Origin of the sequence: Pseudomonas sp. FFUP_PS_473, assembly GCF_002858665.1 — a bacterium.
Taxonomy (GTDB): domain Bacteria; phylum Pseudomonadota; class Gammaproteobacteria; order Pseudomonadales; family Pseudomonadaceae; genus Aquipseudomonas; species Aquipseudomonas defluvii.
The window spans coordinates 68619-86845 of record NZ_PJQQ01000001.1 but is presented as its reverse complement, the minus strand read 5'-3'; the positions used below and the strand labels follow the sequence as shown (position 1 = coordinate 86845).

At 59.2% G+C, this 18227-nt stretch carries 14 protein-coding genes; 9 read left to right on the top strand and 5 right to left on the bottom strand.

Annotated features, from left to right (window positions below; genetic code table 11):
* Positions 1 to 236 precede the first annotated feature (236 nt).
* Complete coding sequence (locus CYD26_RS00380; RefSeq protein ID WP_102051513.1) at positions 237 to 746, top strand: sigma factor-like helix-turn-helix DNA-binding protein; 510 nt, start codon at positions 237 to 239, stop codon at positions 744 to 746.
* Positions 747 to 794: 48 nt separating this feature from the next.
* Entirely contained in the window at positions 795 to 1943 is a 1149-nt protein-coding gene (locus CYD26_RS00375; protein ID WP_102051512.1) for a M14-type cytosolic carboxypeptidase, read from the top strand.
* Positions 1944 to 1968: 25 nt separating this feature from the next.
* Here CYD26_RS00375 and CYD26_RS00370 read toward each other — a convergent pair whose 3' ends face one another.
* Complete coding sequence (locus tag CYD26_RS00370; protein WP_102051511.1) at positions 1969 to 2982, bottom strand: AraC family transcriptional regulator; 1014 nt, start codon at positions 2980 to 2982, stop codon at positions 1969 to 1971.
* A gap of 177 nt (positions 2983 to 3159) precedes the next feature.
* Here CYD26_RS00370 and CYD26_RS00365 point away from each other — a divergent pair, with 177 nt between their 5' ends.
* From CYD26_RS00365 to CYD26_RS00355, 3 genes are read left to right on the top strand one after another with little or no spacing between them, the layout of a single operon-like run.
* Entirely contained in the window at positions 3160 to 4344 is a 1185-nt protein-coding gene (locus CYD26_RS00365; protein WP_102051510.1) for an acetyl-CoA C-acyltransferase family protein, read from the top strand.
* Between the two features lie 20 nt (positions 4345 to 4364).
* A complete protein-coding gene (locus tag CYD26_RS00360; RefSeq protein WP_102051509.1) occupies positions 4365 to 5213 on the top strand; it encodes a 3-hydroxybutyryl-CoA dehydrogenase in 849 nt (282 codons plus the stop codon).
* A gap of 10 nt (positions 5214 to 5223) precedes the next feature.
* Positions 5224 to 5832: a TetR/AcrR family transcriptional regulator gene (locus CYD26_RS00355; RefSeq protein WP_102051508.1), complete on the top strand. Its 609-nt coding sequence runs from the start codon at positions 5224 to 5226 to the stop codon at positions 5830 to 5832.
* 5 nt (positions 5833 to 5837) lie between these two features.
* Here the strand turns inward: CYD26_RS00355 and CYD26_RS00350 are convergent, their stop codons facing one another.
* From CYD26_RS00350 to CYD26_RS00340, 3 genes are all read right to left on the bottom strand, one after another.
* Positions 5838 to 6215 carry a response regulator gene (locus CYD26_RS00350; protein WP_099775095.1) on the bottom strand — a complete coding sequence of 126 codons (378 nt, stop codon included), beginning with the start codon at positions 6213 to 6215 and terminating at the stop codon, positions 5838 to 5840.
* A 167-nt stretch (positions 6216 to 6382) separates the two neighbouring features.
* On the bottom strand, positions 6383 to 7204 hold the full coding sequence (locus CYD26_RS00345; protein WP_102051507.1) for a protein-glutamate O-methyltransferase CheR: 822 nt from the start codon (positions 7202 to 7204) through the stop codon (positions 6383 to 6385).
* The gene (locus tag CYD26_RS00340; RefSeq protein WP_102051506.1) at positions 7201 to 10683 is read right to left on the bottom strand and encodes a response regulator; all 3483 of its coding nucleotides are present in this window, start codon (positions 10681 to 10683) and stop codon (positions 7201 to 7203) included. Before CYD26_RS00340 ends, CYD26_RS00345 begins: the two co-directional genes overlap by 4 nt.
* A 244-nt stretch (positions 10684 to 10927) precedes the next feature.
* On the opposite strand from CYD26_RS00340, the gene CYD26_RS00335 reads away from it, so the two are divergent.
* From CYD26_RS00335 to CYD26_RS00320, 4 genes are all read left to right on the top strand, one after another.
* Positions 10928 to 12229, top strand: coding sequence for a glycosyltransferase (locus tag CYD26_RS00335; protein WP_102051505.1), 1302 nt, complete (start codon positions 10928 to 10930; stop codon positions 12227 to 12229).
* Positions 12230 to 12367: 138 nt separating this feature from the next.
* Positions 12368 to 13372 (top strand): SUMF1/EgtB/PvdO family nonheme iron enzyme, encoded by a 1005-nt coding sequence (locus tag CYD26_RS00330; protein ID WP_256587913.1) that lies wholly within the window; start codon positions 12368 to 12370, stop codon positions 13370 to 13372.
* Between the two features lie 147 nt (positions 13373 to 13519).
* Positions 13520 to 14524, top strand: a complete 1005-nt coding sequence (locus CYD26_RS00325) for an SUMF1/EgtB/PvdO family nonheme iron enzyme (protein ID WP_102051503.1) — start codon at positions 13520 to 13522, stop codon at positions 14522 to 14524.
* A gap of 142 nt (positions 14525 to 14666) precedes the next feature.
* Positions 14667 to 15671, top strand: a complete 1005-nt coding sequence (locus CYD26_RS00320; RefSeq protein WP_102051502.1) for an SUMF1/EgtB/PvdO family nonheme iron enzyme — start codon at positions 14667 to 14669, stop codon at positions 15669 to 15671.
* 40 nt (positions 15672 to 15711) lie between these two features.
* On the opposite strand, the gene CYD26_RS00315 is transcribed toward CYD26_RS00320, so the two are convergent.
* Positions 15712 to 18213 carry a LysM domain-containing protein gene (locus tag CYD26_RS00315; protein ID WP_102051501.1) on the bottom strand — a complete coding sequence of 834 codons (2502 nt, stop codon included), beginning with the start codon at positions 18211 to 18213 and terminating at the stop codon, positions 15712 to 15714.
* Positions 18214 to 18227: the final 14 nt, after the last annotated feature.

Sequence of the window (18227 nt, the reverse complement as noted above, 5' to 3'; positions counted from 1 at the left end):
TAACAGAAAATTCACTTGACCTGTAAATGATAACGATTATTATTGTCAGCAACTGGTCGCGAGACTGGTTGGATAAACTGAAAGCTCATAGGTCGGACTCTCAGGTTATCTCCTCATCAGGCTAATCACGGTTTTTGACCCGGCTTTTTGCCGGGTCTTTTTTTTGCGCTTGTCCCGTCCGAATGGCCGCATTCAAGCACCACGCCCCACCCGTTTTCTTGCAAGGAGCCCGTACCATGACCCCTCTGTTGCTGCCCCTTGAATCCCCTGCCCTCGCCGCCCCTGGTGATCAGGCACTGCTGCAGCGCCTGAAAAAACTCCCGCGCCGCGCTCAACAGGTGTTCCTGCTCAGTCGCCTCGATCAATGGTCGTTTGCCATGATCGCCGAACACCTGGCCATCCCTCCAAGCACGGTGGAGCGGTACATGAACCAGGTGCTGCAAAGCGTGCAACCCGCCACTGACCCGCTAGCCCGTGAGGCCGGGTACTGGTATGTGCGCCTGCAAAACCCGCAGATTACCGCCAGCGAACGTATCGACTTTCGCCGCTGGCTGGACAGCGCACCCGCCCACCTGACCGCGTTCCATGCCACTGAGCTGCGCTGGCGCAGCCTGCTCGCACCCGCGCAGGTACTGGGCGATGGCCACGGCTACCGTCAGGCTCGTCCGGCACTGTCCCTGGGTGGTTGCTCGGTCGCCATTGCCGTACTGCTCGGTACGCTGCTGACACTCGGTTTCTGCGCCTGACGCAGGGGTGTAGAGTAAAGGGCACAACAACGCTGAAGGAGCCTGGTAATGAGCGTGACGCTGTCCCCCCTGCACATCACTTGCGATTTCGATTCCGGTAACATCGTGGTTCGCGATGCCAGCGAGCCCTCTCAGGTGCGCCTGGCGATCCGTCCCGATACCCGCAGCGATCATTTCCAGTGGTTTCACTTCAAGGCCAGCGGGCTGACCCCAGGGCACACACACCGCTTCACCCTGGAGAACGCTGGGCAATCCTCCTATAACCAGGCATGGGACGGCTATCAGGCGGTTGCCTCTTATGATCAGCAACACTGGTTTCGGATACCGACCCAGTTCGACGGCCAGGCGCTGCACTTCCAGCTTGAGGCCGGCGAACAGCAGGCCTGGTTTGCCTACTTTGAACCCTACTCCCGCGCCCGCCACAACCAACTGATTGAACGGGCGGTCAGCCTGCCTGGCGTGGAACTGCTGGCCACAGGGCGCAGCGTCGAAGGGCGCGACATCCCGCTACTGCGCGCAGGCAACGGCGCAGCAGGCAAACGCAAGCTGTGGATCATCGCCCAGCAGCATCCCGGCGAGCACATGGCAGAGTGGTTCATGGAGGGCGTGATTGATCGCCTGCAGGCCAACGATCCAACGGTTCAGGCGCTGCTGAAGGTGGCCGACCTGTACCTGATCCCGAACATGAACCCCGATGGTGCCTTCCACGGGAACCTGCGCACCAATGCTCAGGGCAAGGACCTCAACCGCGCCTGGCAGGACGCCAGTGTCGAACACAGTCCGGAAGTGTTCTTTGCACAGCAACAAATGAAACTGCAGGGTGTCGACCTGTTCCTCGACATTCACGGCGATGAAGAAATCCCCCACGTCTTCACCGCAGGCAGCGAAGGTACACCAGGCTACACACCCCGTATCGAGCAACTGGAAAGCGCGTTCCGTGAGCGCTTGTGCCGCCTGACCGCGGACTTCCAGCAAGTGCATGGCTACCCGCGCGACAAACCTGGGCAGGCGAACCTGACCCTGGCCTGTAACAGCGTTGCGCAGGCCTATGGCTGCCTGGCACTGACCCTCGAAATGCCGTTCAAAGACCACGACGACGCACCCAATGCCATTACCGGCTGGTCTGGGCAGCGCTCCAAAGCGCTGGCCAGTGCGGTGCTGGATACGCTAGCGCCGATGGTCGGCGACCTGCGTTGAGTGCTTGCGGTTGGCCCTGCTGCGCTCAGCGCGTCGTGGCCAACCGCAACCGATAGCTTCCCGGGCTCTCGCCGGTCCATTTCTTGAAGGCCCGGTGAAAGGCGCTGGGCTCCTGAAAACCCGTCTGCTCGGCAATTTCCGCGATACTCAGTTCACTGCCACGCAGGCACTCGAACGCCATCGCCCGGCGCACTTCATCCTTGATCTGCTGGAACGAACAGCCCTCACGCTCCAACTGCCGACGAAAACTGCTGGGGCTCAAGCCTTCCCCCTCGGCCATGGCCAACAATGTCGGCCATTGCCCGTACTGCCGTGCACGCAAGTGCCGATAAACCCTTGCTGCCAGGCCGTTCTGATTACGGTAGCGAATCACCAGCCACTGCGGCGCACTGTGCAGGAAGGTCTTCAGTGCCCCCAGGTCCTGAACCACCGGTAGGCGCAGGTAATCGGCAGCAAACTCGATTTCGGTATGCCCCGCCCCCAACTGCAGGTTCGGCCCCCACAGCAGCGCGTCATCATCCAGCGGTGCCCGGGAGTCGGCCAGCTCCGTGCGGTCGATGCCGATGCGCCGTCCACTCAGCCAGCACAACAGGCTGATCACCAGCACCAGGAAGGTTTCTTCTGCATAGACCCGGGTTTGTGCATCGGCCATCGTCGACTCCAGGCGGATCACCGCGCGCTGCCCCTTGAGGGTCAATACACCCTTGAGGTCACGCAGGAACAGCGCAAAGTAACTCAAACACTGGCGCAAGGCTTTTTCCAGGTTGGGCTCCTGGATCAGGCCACGGCAGATCAAGGCAAAACTGCCCAATGGCATGCCGTGGCTGTCGAGGTGGAAGAACTCGTCATCCAGTTCGTGAATCAGGATAAGCCAGAGCCGGGCGAAGGCCTTCGCCGGCACCCGGGCGCCCGGCTCGTCAAGCAGCTCAACAGCGATACCGGCCTGCTCCAGCAGCGCAGCCGCGCGCGCAGGCTGATCACGCAAGCCATGAAGCATGACATGAACAAAATACACCGCGACCGAATCGTTTTCCCGCATGGCTGGTTCCGCTGTAACACGCACTGGTATGGCAAAAAATGCCAGCTCGTCTGGACAGTTATGGCATAGGACGACAGCGTCCCTTTGCCTAGACTCGACTGCATCCTGAAGCTGGTGCCCGGCATTCTCGCAGAGCCGAACACTGCCACGCCACGCTTTCGCACTCTGGAGTCGACGATGAACAACCACGAAATCTATGTAGTCAGCGCCGTACGCTCGGCCATTGGTACATTTGGCGGCTCGCTGAAGGACCTGCCGCTGGCGGATCTGGCCACTCAAGTCTGCCGCGCCAGCATCGAACGCGCCGGCATCGACCCGGCCCAGATCGGCCATGTGGTCATGGGCACCGTGATTCCAACCGAAGCGCGCGACGCCTACCTGGGCCGCGTCGCGGCGATGAATGCCGGCATTCCCAAGGAAACCCCGGCCTTCAACGTCAACCGCCTGTGCGGTTCGGGCCTGCAGGCAATCGTCTCCGCCGCCCAGAGCCTGATGCTGGGCGATGCCGAAGTCGCACTGGCCACCGGTGCCGAATCCATGAGCCGTGGCCCTTACCTGCTGCCACAGGCCCGTTGGGGCGCGCGCATGGGCGACCTGCAGGGTATCGACTATATGGTCGGCGTCCTGCATGACCCCTTTGAACACTTCCATATGGGCATCACCGCCGAAAACGTCGCGGCCAAACTGGGCATCAGCCGCCAGATGCAGGACGAACTGGCCCTGACCAGCCAGCGCCGCGCAGCCCGCGCCATTGCCGAGGGCCGCTTCGCCGGGCAAATCGTTACGGTCGAAGTCCCTGGGCGCAAAGGGCCACAGCAGTTCAGCATCGATGAACACGTGCGCGGCGAGGTCAGCCTTGAGCAACTGGCCGGCATGAAAACCGTATTCAAGAAGGACGGTACGGTCACCGCCGGTAACGCCAGCGGCCTGAACGACGGTGCCGGGGCCTTGGTGCTGGCCACTGGCGATACGGTACGCCGCCAAGGGCTCAAGCCGCTCGCCCGCCTGGTGGGCTATGCCCATGCCGGGGTTGAGCCGGAACTCATGGGCCTGGGGCCGATTCCGGCCAGCCGCAAGGTGCTGGAAAAGGCCGGTCTGACCGTCGCTGACCTGGATGTGATCGAGTCCAACGAAGCCTTCGCCGCCCAGGCTTGCGCCGTTGCCCGCGAACTGGGCTTGGACCCTGAGAAGGTCAACCCCAACGGCTCCGGTATCTCGCTCGGCCATCCAGTGGGTGCGACCGGCGCGATCATCGCGACCAAGGCCATTCATGAATTGCACCGCATCCAGGGCCGTTATGCCCTGGCGACCATGTGCATCGGCGGCGGCCAAGGTATCGCCGTACTGTTCGAACGCACTTGAGCCCAAAGGAGTTTTATACCGTGACAATCAACAACATCGCCGTGATCGGCGCCGGGACCATGGGCAACGGTATTGCTCAGGTCTGTGCCGTGGCCGGCTTCCAGGTCACCCTGATCGACATTTCCGACGCTGCCCTTGAGCGTGGCGTAGCCACCCTGCGCAAGAACCTCGAGCGTCAGGTCAACAAGCAAACGCTGGATGCCGCACAGGCCGAGGCGGCGCTGCAAAGAATCAGCACCAGCACCGACTACGCCCAGCTCAAGAACGCGCAACTGGTCATCGAAGCGGCTACCGAGAACCTTGAGCTCAAGCAGCGCATTCTCGGCCAGGTCGCAGCCAGTGTCAGCGATACCTGCATCATCGCGACCAACACCTCGTCGCTATCGATCACCCAACTGGGCGCGACCATCAGCCTGCCAGAGCGCTTCATTGGGGTGCACTTCTTCAACCCGGTGCCCATGATGGCCCTGGTGGAGGTGATCCGTGGCCTGCAGACCAGCGACGCGACTCACGCAGCAGCGCTGGCCCTGACCGAAGCGCTGGGCAAGACCGCCATCAGCGCCGGCAACCGTCCGGGCTTTGTGGTCAACCGGATTCTGGTTCCGATGATCAACGAAGCGATCATGGTGCTGCAGGAAGGTCTTGCCAGCCCGGAAGACATCGACACCGGCATGCGCCTGGGCTGCAACCAGCCGATCGGCCCGCTGGCCCTGGCTGACCTGATTGGCCTGGACACCTTGCTGGCGATCCTCGAAGCCTTCTACGACGGTTTCAACGACAGCAAATACCGCCCGGCCGCACTGCTCAAGGAAATGGTCGCCGCTGGCTACCTGGGCCGTAAGAGCGGTCGCGGTTTCTACACCTACTGAGGCTATCACCATGCCAATGACCTGTGCCGAACGCGGTGGCTACTATGAAGAGCGGCGCGACAAGGCGCTCGAACTCCTTGCAGTCAAGGGCTTCGGCCAGGTCAGCATGCGCGAACTGGCCAGCCACCTGGGCCTGACCGCAGGCTCGCTGTACCACCACTTCCCGAGCAAGCAGCACCTGCTGTTCGACCTGATCGAAGAGCTCTTCGAGGAGTTGCTGGCCACGCTGCAACCGCCACGGCGCAGCCGTGGCAGCCGCGAGGATTGGCTGACGAGCGTCATCGATGCGCACTGGCAGTTGCACCGCGAACGTCCGCTGCAGTTTCGTCTGGCCGAGCGTGACCTGTGCTGCCTGACCGACGAGCAACAGGCCCGGATCAAGCACCTGCGCGATGACTACGAATGCCAGTTGCTGCGCCTGATCGCACCGACGGCGGCGCTGTCGAAGGCGGCACGACAGGCGGCCGGCCATGCCATCGCGACACTGCTCAACAGTTTGCCGGGCTGGCTGCAGTCGAGTGAATTGCCCGAAGCCCAGCGCCTGACGTTGATGCAGAACCTGCTGTTGGGCGCCATCGAGCGGACGCTGCACGATAGCGCTCAGGTGTGCGCTGCCTGAAGCACTCAGGCGAGCAACTGTTGAATGCGCTCGCCCAGCGTATCGAGGTCGAAGGGCTTGGTCAGGATCGGCGCCTTGCGCGCAATGGCACTGCCGGACTCCAGAATTTCTTCGGGGTAGCCACTGATGAAGATCACTTTCAGCTCGGGCCGCAACTTCACCGCGGGCTCGGCAATATCGACCCCCGAGATCCCGCCCGGCAGACGAAAATCCGTGACCATCAGGTCCAGGTGCGGTTTGCTGGCAAGCATTTCAAACGCCTGCGCACCATCTTCGGCCACCAGTACCCGGTAACCTTCCCTGGCCAGATAATCGTGCAGCACCCTGCGGATCGCCGGCTCATCCTCGACGATCAGCACGACATCTTGTGCATCTTCACTCATATCAACGCCTTGTTTTTCAATTCAATCGCTATCCGACCCCAGCGTCAGGCAGAGGTTGCCTGCTGCCGGTCAATTTCCTGCACGCGGCGTGCCACCTGTAAGCGTACCGCAAAGGTCAGCCCCTTGCCTGCACTCCTGTACGTCGATACCCCTTGCCACCACACGGTTCAGGACTTGCGGTAGATTCGCTCGGCTTTGACCAACGCCTCGAAGCGCTCGCTATAGCCCGAAAAGCTCAGGGTTTCCTTGCTGCCCAAGACCAGAAAACCACGGTGGCACAATGACTCGTGGAACAAACCCAGGGCCCGGTCCTGCAACCGCTTGTTGAAGTAGATCAACACATTCCGGCACGAGATCAAGTGGGTCTCGGAAAATACACTGTCAGTCGCCAGGCTATGATCGGCGAAGGTCACCTTCTCACGCAGGCTACTGTCGAGTATCGCGCTGCCGTAGGCCGCCGTGTAGTAATCACTGAGCCTCTGCAGGCCTCCTGCCTTTTCATAGTTGCGCGCATAACGCTCCATCGCCTGCATCGAGTAGATACCCTGCCTGGCCCGCTCCAGTGAATACGGGTTGATGTCGGTTGCGTAGATGATCGAGCGCTCCAGCAGCCCCTCCTCACGCAACAGGATGGCCATGGAATACACCTCCTCACCCGTACTGCAACCGGCGATCCAGAGCTTGATCGACGGCCAGGTACGCAACAACGGCACCACCTCCCGGCGCAATGCAAGGACGTGCTCGGGATCACGGAACATCTCGCTGACCGGAATGGTCAAGTATTGCAGTAACGCCATGAAGGCCGCGGGGTCCTGCAATACGCGCGCCTGCAAGGCCGCTACGGTCGCACAGCCGAGCTGACGCAACGCGTGCTGTATCCGACGCGTGATAGAGGCGCCAGAGTAGTTGCGAAAGTCATAGCTGTAGGTGAGGTAAATCGCCTCGATCAGCCGTTGAATCTCGATATCGGCACTGCACTCACTGGTCAAATGCGCTCCAGATGCGGCAACCACACGCGAATCAGCGAGAACAGCCGCTCCAGCTCTATCGGCTTGGCCAGGTAATCGTTGGCACCGGCCTGCAGGCAGCGTTGCTGATCATCCTTCATCGCCTTGGCCGTCACGGCGATGATCGGCAACTTGCGCCAGCGGGGGTCTTTGCGAATCAATCGGGTTGCCTCATAGCCATCCATTTCCGGCATCATCACGTCCATCAAGACCAGATCGATAGCCTCGTTCTGCTCTAGCCTGTCGATGGCCTCGCGGCCATTACGGCCGACCTCGACAATGGCCCCCTTCTGCTCCAATGCACTGGTCAAGGCGAAGATATTGCGGACGTCGTCGTCAACCAGAAGCACCGTGCGCCCCTCGAACACCCGGTCGCGGCTACGCGCGGTCTTAAGCATGCGCTGGCGCTCGTGGGACAGCTGCGATTCGACCTTGTGCAGAAACAGCGTCACTTCGTCGAGCAGGCGCTCTGGAGAGCGCGCGCCCTTGATGATGATCGAGCGCGAGTACTTGAGCAGGTTGGCCTCTTCATCACGGCTCAGGTTGCGCCCGGTATAGACGATCACCGGCGGGAAGGCCCGGATACTGTCCTCGGCCATGCGCTGCAGCAGCTCATTGCCCTGCATGTCAGGCAACTTGAGGTCGATGATCATGCAATCGTAGACCTGCTCGCGCAGCAATTCGAGGGCGTCCTGGGCCATGCCGACCGCCGTGATTTCGATATCCTCATCGCCGATCAGTCGGGCAATGCTGTCACGTTGCAGGTCGTCATCTTCGACCAGCAGGATGTGCTTGAGCTTCTGGCTCAGCGTGGCCTCCAGCCGGCCAAACACCGCCTTGAGCTGTTCTCGACTGGCCGGTTTTACCGCATAACCAATCGCCCCCATGTGCAGCGCCGCCTCGACGCGGTCCTCCACCGAGATCACATGAACCGGGATATGCCGGGTGAGCGCCTGCTCCTTGAGCCGTTGCAACACCGTCAACCCAGAGTGATCCGGCAGGCGCATGTCCAGCAATATGGCATCGGGCACATAATTGACGGCCAGGTCGAACCCTTCATCGGCCGCGTGCGCCACCAGGCAGCTGTAGCCCAGCTCATGGGCCAGGTCGAAGAGGATGCGAGCGAAGTCCGGCTCGTCTTCAATCACCAGAATGCAACGTTTGCTGAACGGCGCTAGCTGGCGGTCATCAGCAAAACCTGGCGCGCGCGGCACTGTCTCTGGCGGCGCACAATCAGCCTGAACCGGCACAACGGATGAACGAATGATAACCGGCGAAACGGTTTGCTCGACAATCGGCTCGTAGCGCTCCGGAAGGATCAGGGCGAACTCACTGCCCTCCCCCAAACGGCTTTCGACGCTGATCTGGCCACCCAGCAACTGGGCCAGGTCGCGGGAAATCGACAAGCCGAGGCCCGTACCGCCGTAGCGCCGGTTGGTGGTGCCATCGGCCTGGTGAAAGGCCTCAAAGATGGTCTGCTGCTGATGGGCCGCAATACCGATACCACTGTCGCGGACACGAAAAACAATCCCCTCGCCCGCCTGTCGAGCAATGCTCAGGTTGACCTCGCCATGTTCGGTGAACTTCACCGCATTGGACAGCAAATTCTTGAGGATCTGCTCCAGACGTTGGTGGTCGGTGTAAAGGGCTTTTGGGGCCGTGGCGTCGACGTTGATACTGAAGCCCAAGCCCTTGTGCTCAGCCAGCGGTTCGAACAACTGGCGCAAGCGCTCGGTCAGGCCCTCGACCTGAGTGGTCTCCGGGCGCACCTCAAGTTTGCCGGCCTCGACCTTGGCAATGTCGAGGATGTCATTGATCAAATTGAGCAGATCATTACCGGCCGAATAGATCGACTCGGCAAACTTCACCTGTTCTTCGCTGAGGTTTCCCTGTTCGTTCTCAGCCAGCAACCGGGCCAGAATCAGCGAACTGTTCAATGGCGTGCGCAGCTCATGGGACATGTTGGCAAGAAACTCGGATTTGTACTGGCTTGAACGCTGCAGCGCTTCGGCACGTTGCTCCAGCTCGATCTGAGCCTCGTTCAGCTCAGCGTTCTTGCGGTCCAGCGTGTCGCGCTGAAGGGCAAGCGCTTCGGTGCGCTCCGCCAGTTGCTCATTGGTTTGCTCCAACTCTGCCTGCTGGGCCTCCAAATACGCCTGTGACTCCTTGAGCACACGTGACTGTTCTTCCAGTTCCTCGTTGGCGGATTTCAGTTCTTCCTGCTGAACCTGCAGCTCCTCATTGAGCAACTGGGTTTCAGCCAGCACTTCCTGCAAGCGCTGTCGATATCGGGCGCTCTCGATCGAAATGCCCAGGTTATTGGCCACCCGCTCCAGCAACTCGACATCACGCGGCTCCAGCGGACGCAGGAAGCCCAGTTCGACGACACCATTGATCTGCCCATCATTGCGGGTCGGGGCTACCAGAACGCTGTGTGGCGAACCTTCACCCAGCCCGGAGCTGACCCGCAGGTAGTCACCCGGCAGGTTGTCCAGACGCAACACGCGCTCCTGCAGCACCGCCTGGGCCACCATGCCCTCATTGCTGCCGATCAGTTGCTCCTGCTGTTCTTGCTCTCGGGGCAGGCCATAGGACGCCACGCGACGCAAGTGGCCCTGTGCATCACGAACATACAGCGCCGCAACCACCGTTCCCAGATACTCGGCAAAAAACTGCAAGGCGTTGCGTCCCAGCAACGGCAAGCTCAACTGCCCCAGCAGTTGTTCGGCCAGGCGGGTCTGGCCCGTGCGCAGCCAGGCCTCTTGCTGCAGGCTCAAAGCACTGCGTTGTTGAGCTTCGAGGTTACTGTTGTAACTGCTGGACAACCCCAACAGATCGCGCCGACCAAAATAGGCCAGCATGCCACTGAGCAACACAACGAAGCCCAGGTACAGCGAAATCGAGGCCACCGTCGTGCTCTGCACGCGATCGCTGCGCGCTTGGCGCAGTTGCTGCTCGGTGGACACGAAGGCCTCATACTCCTGGCGGATCTGGTCGGTCAGGCGCTTGCCGTGACCCGCCCGCATCGCCTCGACATAAGCACCTCCGCTGCGACGCAGGTTGATCATGTTCTCGGCGAAACGATTCCACTCGAGCTGCAAGGCCTTCATCCGCCCAACCCGTTCGGACTGCAGAGGGTTGTCCGCGACCAGCACCTGCAAAGCGCTCAGGTCGGCGTCTATGCGGGGCCTGGCCACGCTGTAAGGGTCGAGAAAATGCTCATCACCGGCAATCAGGAACCCCCGCAGCCCGGTTTCCATGTCGATGGACAGCTTGATCGACTCATTGGCACTGTTGATCACCCGATCGGTATGCCCCACCCACTGAATCACTGACAGCAAGTAGCTGATGACGGCAACAAACACCACCGCGCTGAGCAATCCAACACCCAACGGCAAGCTGATATTACGACCCAGGAGCTTGCGAAAACTCCGTTGGTCGATTGCGGTTGGCTGAATCATCCTTAAAAAGCCCCCGTAACGGTGTATCAGGACAAGAGAGTCTGGCGTTCTCTCGAGTAATAGTTCCATTTTTGCAATCGTGCTGTAACGCAACGCACTCGCCAGGGCTGGAGTCTAACCGCTAGAACCCTTGAGCAGCATAGAAAGCGTGCCTTTCAGACAGATTACCGACAATCGCTGCGTGCCCACGTCGGCAGGCTGCACTGTGGTTAAATACGCACTTTTCGCTGAAGGCCGATCGCTCATGCCCGCATCACCGCTCAAGGTTCTCGTTATTGGTTATGTCTGGCCGGAACCGCGCTCGTCAGCCGCTGGCGGGCACATGATGCAGATCCTCGAGAGTTTTCTTGAACGCGGCTGGCAGATCACCTTCAGCAGCCCGGCCACCGTTGGCGAGCACAAGGCGGACCTTGCCGCACTGGGCATTGCCGAGCAGGCCATCGTGCTCAATTGCAGCAGTTTCGACCATTTTGTTGCGGAACTGGCACCCGATGTCGTGCTGTTCGACCGCTTCATGATGGAGGAGCAGTTCGGCTGGCGCGTCGAGAAACACTGCCCTGCGGCGCTGCGCGTGCTGGAAACCTCTGACCTTCAAAGCCTGCGCGATGCCCGTCAACAGCTGTTGCGCCGCCGCTTGATCGAGGGCCTGGACAGCAACGACTTCAGCGCGCTGTTTGCCACCCCGAGCGCAACCCTTTACCGCCACATGGCCAACGCCGACCTGACCCAACGTGAAGTGGCCGCGATCTACCGCAGCGACCTGAGCCTGATGATCTCGGATGCAGAAATCGACCTGTTGACCGCGCATTTCGGTGTTCCACCCGCGCTGCTGCACTGGTGCCCGCTGATGCTTGACCAGCCGGCAACCTCTGCGCGAGGTTTTGCCGAACGCGCGCACTTTCTCAGCATCGGCAACTTCCGCCACGCCCCAAACTGGGACGCCGTGCTCTGGATGAAGCACAGCCTGTGGCCGATGATCCGTCGGCAACTGCCGCAGGCCCAACTGCATGTCTACGGCGCCTACACCCCGCCCAAAGCCACCGCATTGCACAACCCGGCGCAAGGCTTTCATGTACTGAACTGGGCCGAAGATGCCCTGGAGGTCATGAGCGCCGCACGCCTGTGCCTGGCGCCTCTGCGCTTCGGCGCCGGGATCAAGGGCAAACTGACCGATGCCATGCTCTGCGGCACCCCAAGCGTCACCACCCCGATAGGGGCCGAAGCCATGCACGGTGCCCTGCCTTGGCCTGGCGCTGTTGAAGTCACCGCCGAAGCGCTGGCCGAAGCGGCCGTGCAGCTGTACCAGGACGAAGCCCGCTGGAACGCGGCACAACAGGCATGCACGCCGCTCATCGCGACACGCTTCAACCGGCGCATTCACGCGACCGCGCTGGTCGAACGGATCGAACAAACCCTGGCCGACCTGCCACAACAACGCCTGAACAACTTCACCGGCGCCATGCTTCGTCATCACCAGCACAAAAGCACCCAGTACATGGCCCAGTGGATCGAAGCGAAAAACCGCTTCCCGACACAGGCCTCATAACCGTCGCGCAGCGACAGGCCCCGAGGCGATCACTGCGCCCTCACAGTGATCGCCTTTTCGGAAAGGTCCTACAACAAGTCGTCGGTCCAATCTGCTAGCGTCCAAACCTCTGGCCTTGAGGCCCTTGAGGATGCTTCAGTGTTCTGCCTGCCAACGACTCAAATGCTGTTTCCAGTTGCAGTCCTGCTGTTACTGACCGGCTGTCAGGCCCAATCCCTGCCCTTGCCCAAGAGCGAAAAACTCTCCGCGGAAAAAGTCGCGCAGATCGCGACGACCATCGACCAGACCTACCCGAAGCTGTCCACCGATGTACGTACCCAACTGCTCAACACCGTGGTGCAGTCACTGGACAATATGGTGTTTGTCGAAGGCGGCGAGTTTGAGATGGGGGATTTTGGCTGGAAGTGTGACTATGACCCCAGCAATATGTGTGAATGGCCGTGTGGGGTTGAGCCAGAGCGGTTGTGCAACATCAGCATGGATGGGGATGATGATTTTGTTCATCCGGTAAAGCTGAGCAGCTACTACCTTTCAAAATTTCAGACCACGATAAAAGACTTCGATCTGTTTTTTATTGCTCAAGGCAAACCGCTGTATGACGCAGAAGATCGTAAGCGTGAGGACATACAGTTCCTGTACACACCCAATAATCCTGCACCGCCCAAAAGCTGGGATGAAGCCAAGGATTACTGCAATTGGCTGGGCAAGCTGAGTGGTTACCCAGTCGATTTACCCAGCGAAGCACAGTGGGAATATGCTGCTCGCAACCGTGGTCAGTATGTTTTTTTTGCTACCGATAACGGTGGTTTGGACTATGGGCGAAATTTTCCTCACCCCAATGAAACGCGCACCTTTGCTGTAGACCGTTTTGTACCCAACCCCCTGGGAATTCATAACCTTTCTGGTAACGCCGTTGACTGGGTTAATGACTGGTATGGTGCGGATTACTACCATCACTCCCCCGTAGAAAACCCAACCGGCCCAGAAACGGGAACACTGCGTGTACACAGAGGCTCAACCTATGCCGAAGGGCCGCTACTTTCTGCAAGTACGGTTCGGCGCTGGGCTGATGAGCCAGTCAAAAGTGGATACTTTCCAGGGTTCGGCTTCCGCTGTTCCATACAGTCCGATCAGCCACTCTAAAACTCTGCACCAAAGCAGCCCTACAGCGCCTACCTCATGTATGCGCATTCGCTGGTCATTGAGTTTGGGAAAGGTCCTACATCCAACCAGTAGCAGGATCTGCTAGCGTCCACGTTTTTCTGACGCTTGGCCCACAGGGATGCTGCCATGTTCTACCTGCCCGCTGTTCGCGTACTTCTGCCCGCCTGCGCACTGCTGCTACTGACCGGTTGCCAGGCCCAATCCCTGCCATTGCCCAAGAGCGAAAAGCTCTCCGCGGAAAAAGTCGCGCAGATCGCGACGACCATCAACCAGACCTACCCGAAGCTATCTACCGACATACGCACCCAACTGCTCAACACCGTGGTGCAGTCGCTGGACAATATGGTGTTTGTTGAAGGCGGTGAGTTTCAGATGGGGGATTTTGGCTGGAAGTGTGACTACGACCAGAGCAATATGTGTGAATGGCCGTGTGGCGTTGAGCCAGAGCGGTTGTGCAACATCAGCATGGATGGGGATGATGATTTTGTTCATCCGGTAAAGCTGAGCAGCTACTACCTTTCAAAATTTCAGACCACGATACGCGATTTCGATCTGTTTTTTATTGCCCAAGGCAAACCGCTGTATGACGCGGAAGATCGTAAGCGTGAGGACATACAGTTCCTGTACAAGCCCGACTTGCCTGCACCCACTCAACGCTGGCAGGAGGCCAAAGACTATTGTGGTTGGCTCGCAAAGCTCAGTGGATATCCGGTAGATTTACCCACCGAAGCGCAATGGGAATACGCTGCACGCAGTCGCGGCCAGTACGTGTTTTTTCCTACTGACAATGGCGGCTTGGACTATGGGCGTAACTTTCCAGAACCGCGCGAGCGTCATACGTTTGCCGTGGACAGTTATGTACCCAACCCGCTCGGTCTCTACAACATGTCAGGAAACGCTACTGACTGGGTCAATGACTGGTTCGATGAAGACTATTACCGAAATTCGCCCCTGGAAGACCCCAAAGGACCTGATGTTGGAATCCAAAAAATCCTTAGAGGCAGCGATGTAGGGGAAAGTCCATTGCTGAACGCCAGCACGGTGCGTCGCTTCCCTTATGATCCTGTCAGAAGAGGCTACTTTCCAGGAACTGGTTTTCGCTGCTCCGTACAGTCCCATCAGCCTCTCTAAAACCATGCGCCTATAGTTACCTTCGCTATCCATGCATGCACATTCGCTGGTAATGCAGTTTGGGAAAGGTCCTACATCCAACCAGTAGCAGGATCTGCTAGCGTCCACGTTTTTCTGACGCTTGGCCCACAGGGATGCTGCCATGTTCTACCTGCCCGCTGTTCGCGTACTTCTGCCCGCCTGCGCACTGCTGCTACTGACCGGCTGTCAGGCCCAATCCCTGCCATTGCCCAAGAGCGAAAAGCTCTCCGCGGAAAAAGTCGCGCAGATCGCGACGACCATCGACCAGACCTACCCGAAGCTGTCCACCGACGTACGCGCCCAACTGCTCAACACCGTGGTGCAGTCGCTGGACAATATGGTGTTTGTCGAAGGCGGTGAGTTTCAGATGGGGGATTTCGGCTGGAAGTGTAACTACGACCCCAGTAACATGTGTGAGTGGCCGTGCGGGGTTGAGCCCGATCGGTTGTGCAACATCAGCATGGATGGGGATGATGATTTTGTTCATCTGGTAAAGCTAAGCAGCTACTACCTTTCAAAATTTCAGACCACGATAAAAGACTTCGATCTGTTTTTTATTGCTCAAGGCAAACCGCTGTATGACGCGGAAAACCGCAAGCGTGAGGATATACAGTTCCTGTACAAACCCGATAACCCAGCGCCGCCTAAAAGCTGGGGGGAAGCTAAGAGTTACTGCAATTGGCTGGGCAAGCTGAGTGGTTACCCGGTAGATTTACCCACCGAAGCTCAGTGGGAATACGCTGCACGCAGTCGCGGTCAGTACGTGTTTTTTCCTACTGACAATGGCGGCTTGGACTATGGGCGTAACTTCCCAGAACCACGCGAGCGCCATACGTTTGCCGTGGACAGTTATGTACCCAACCCGCTCGGGCTCTACAACATGTCAGGAAACGCTACTGACTGGGTCAATGACTGGTTCGATGAGGACTATTACCGAAACTCGCCCCTGGAAGACCCCAAAGGACCTGATGTTGGAATCCAAAAAGTTCGTAGAGGCAGCGATGTAGGCGAAAGCCCATTGCTGACCGCCAGCACTGTACGACGCTTCCCTTATGATCCTGTCAGAAGAGGCTACTTTCCAGGAACTGGTTTTCGCTGTGCCGTCAACGCCGATCAAGCCTTATGATCAACAAGGGCGATACAACTCGCCCTTGTTGGGTCGAAGATTAAGCCAACCCTGTAAACCTGCCACTACGCTGTGCAGCTAGCAGAACTTCCATTTTGTAGCTGTGTGGTCCGGGAGTCCAAGCCACTGTTTTTTCATCTTTCTGAGCCCCCAGATTTACCGCCAAAGCATCGATGAAATTGTTGAATTCATCCTGCTGGCGCCAATCAAGTAATGCATTGATTCGCGCCAGACTTTCCATCGCGTTGACCTTTCGGGCTTGAGGGTCGCAGTGCTCCAACACCTCAATAAACTGCCGCCAGCTTCTCAGCGCCGAAAGCAGCATGACCAATGCCTTCTCTTGTGTGTCCTCGAAGCTCTCAACATAGCTTTCGGTCAGCAAGTGAACCATCGGCCCCATAGTTTCCGGCGGTAACAAGTTCAATGGAATAGGCTGCGCCTTCAACGACACTGCCCGATACTGCATCAGATGGTCTGCCAAAGCGTAAGCCTCTGCTTTGATACCTTGCCTCTCACTCCACCAAAAAAGCATTTCATCGCGCTCGACTCTAAAGGCATCAACCGCTTTTGATACTGGAGTCGTTGCCACCTTGAACAGTCCAGCGGACAGGTAGTCGAAAGCATCTTCCGTCACATCCAACAGATACCGGTAATCCACCTCAGCCAATGCCTTGCAAAACAGTAGCGCCAGCTTCCCGACCAGCTCCACGTCGACTACGGTAGTGAAGCCGCCGCCGGCCCCTGGCCCCAGTACCAGCGAACCACTGCAGCGTATAGCCAGTCGGTTCTTCGCAATTTCAATACCAAACTCACCACTGCCCCCAGCCCCCAACGCAACGTTCCCCTCCGCCTTGATCTGCGCCAAATCCACCCAGTTGCTGTTGGCATTCGCCTGCCCGGGCTCGATGTTGCCTGTGCCTTGCAGGTTGGGTTCGATCCATTGAAAGTTGCCGGTGAGGGCACCACCGGTTTGGGCGCCGGCGAACGCGGTGCCTTTGACCCCGATATAGCCACTTTTACCGACGTCCAGGGTTGGCGTGCCGAGCAAGGCCGTTGCGCCCGCGGGCTGTTCGCGGGGTTTGTACTGTGTCTTTGTTGCCGCTTCCCCCTGTAATTGGGTGCCCACGAAGCAACTCAGCTCCAGCCGGCCACTCAGGCGGAACACGCCCAGGGGGTGGCGCACGGTCTTACCCTCGCCGTTGCGGTAGGTGATGCTGGCCAGGTAGCCGCCCTGGCTGGGGAAGTAGCTGTTGAAGGACACCGCGGCGTCGGCCAGGGAAAATTCGGCCGTGCCCTTGACCCCGACGTCGATCAACCCCTGCGCCGGGTTCCAGCTATTGATACCGGCACTGGCGCTGGCGGCGAAGCGCAGGGCCTGGGCGTCGGCCGAGACGGCGTAGCGGGTCGCGTCGGTGGCGTTGGAGGTCCAGGAGACTTCCTGGTGCAGGGTATTGAGCAGGTTGTCCTTGTCACTGCTCCACGAGGCCAGCTTGGCCTCCAGGCTACCCAGTGGCCCTGATTTACGGCTGGTGCTGATCGCCGACTGAATGTCCTTGATCAGCTCACCGGCCAACTGCTTGTTGAAGGGTTTACTGGCAAGAGTCTGCGTGCTGATGCGCACTTTCCAGTCGATGCGCTCATGAAACACTGTTCGAATGTAGTAGCGACGGCTCGGGTCGCTGAACAGGATCACTTCCACCACATGGATGCCGGTGCGCTGTTGATGCCCTTGTTCTGCTCTGCGCTCACGGCCTTTACCGTGTTTGAGGTCGGGCATGGCCGCCGTGGAGCGGGTGCTGCTGGCTTCGGCTTCGCCCTTGCGCTGGGCCGCCAATTTTGTGCGCAGTTCGGTGATTTTCGCGTCGATATCCTGCACTTTCTGCTGCTGCAGTTGTTCCCAGTTGCTTTCGCTGCGGCTGCCCGAGAACAGGCTGGGCTCATAGCGTTGGTACCAGTCGCGGGCTTCCTGCAGGGTATGGAGTTGCCCGGACAGATCTTCCTCGGTCGTCGGCGTTGGTGTGCTCGGCTCAGCAGGTTCGACCGGCGCCTCACGGGTGAGCACGCCTGCGGCTTCGGCCTTGAGCATCCAGTCCTCCTTGACGCAACGGGTGCAACTGCACGCGGCATAAGGCACTTCGATGCGGGCGCAGTGGCTGACAGGCTGGGCGGCTGCCAGCGTTTCGTGCAGTTCGTCCATCAGTTCGCGAACGAAGACGACTTCCTGTTTCAGGGCCTTGGCCTGCGGGGCGGTCAACACGCACAGGTGCGGCGAGCCTGTCACATGGACCACATCAACCAGCTCTTCCTTGCATTCGATACTGCCTTCAATGGAAAGGCAGGTCTGGTCATTGGCAAAGCTGAGGGGCGGCAACGGTATCTGTGACGGCGTAGCAGGCAGGTTCAGTTGCCAGCCCACCTTGATCACATCGGGATCCTTGATGATGGGGTTGAGCGCCAGTACCTCTGGCACGCTAGACCCATTCTGCTGGGCGATGAGCACTAGCGTGTCGCCGGCTTTGACGGTGTAGGTGTTAACCAGCATCTGTTTGTCGTCCT

What these genes read in the sequence shown, in the direction of transcription:
- CYD26_RS00380 (WP_102051513.1), top strand. Translation starts at nt 237, where the DNA reads ATGACCCCTCTGTTGCTGCCCCTTGAATCCCCTGCCCTCGCCGCCCCT.
- CYD26_RS00375 (WP_102051512.1), top strand. Translation starts at nt 795, where the DNA reads ATGAGCGTGACGCTGTCCCCCCTGCACATCACTTGCGATTTCGATTCC.
- CYD26_RS00370 (WP_102051511.1), bottom strand. Translation starts at nt 2,982, where the DNA reads ATGCGGGAAAACGATTCGGTCGCGGTGTATTTTGTTCATGTCATGCTT.
- CYD26_RS00365 (WP_102051510.1), top strand. Translation starts at nt 3,160, where the DNA reads ATGAACAACCACGAAATCTATGTAGTCAGCGCCGTACGCTCGGCCATT.
- CYD26_RS00355 (WP_102051508.1), top strand. Translation starts at nt 5,224, where the DNA reads ATGCCAATGACCTGTGCCGAACGCGGTGGCTACTATGAAGAGCGGCGC.
- CYD26_RS00350 (WP_099775095.1), bottom strand. Translation starts at nt 6,215, where the DNA reads ATGAGTGAAGATGCACAAGATGTCGTGCTGATCGTCGAGGATGAGCCG.
- CYD26_RS00340 (WP_102051506.1), bottom strand. Translation starts at nt 10,683, where the DNA reads ATGATTCAGCCAACCGCAATCGACCAACGGAGTTTTCGCAAGCTCCTG.
- CYD26_RS00335 (WP_102051505.1), top strand. Translation starts at nt 10,928, where the DNA reads ATGCCCGCATCACCGCTCAAGGTTCTCGTTATTGGTTATGTCTGGCCG.
- CYD26_RS00325 (WP_102051503.1), top strand. Translation starts at nt 13,520, where the DNA reads ATGTTCTACCTGCCCGCTGTTCGCGTACTTCTGCCCGCCTGCGCACTG.
- CYD26_RS00320 (WP_102051502.1), top strand. Translation starts at nt 14,667, where the DNA reads ATGTTCTACCTGCCCGCTGTTCGCGTACTTCTGCCCGCCTGCGCACTG.
- CYD26_RS00315 (WP_102051501.1), bottom strand. Translation starts at nt 18,213, where the DNA reads ATGCTGGTTAACACCTACACCGTCAAAGCCGGCGACACGCTAGTGCTC.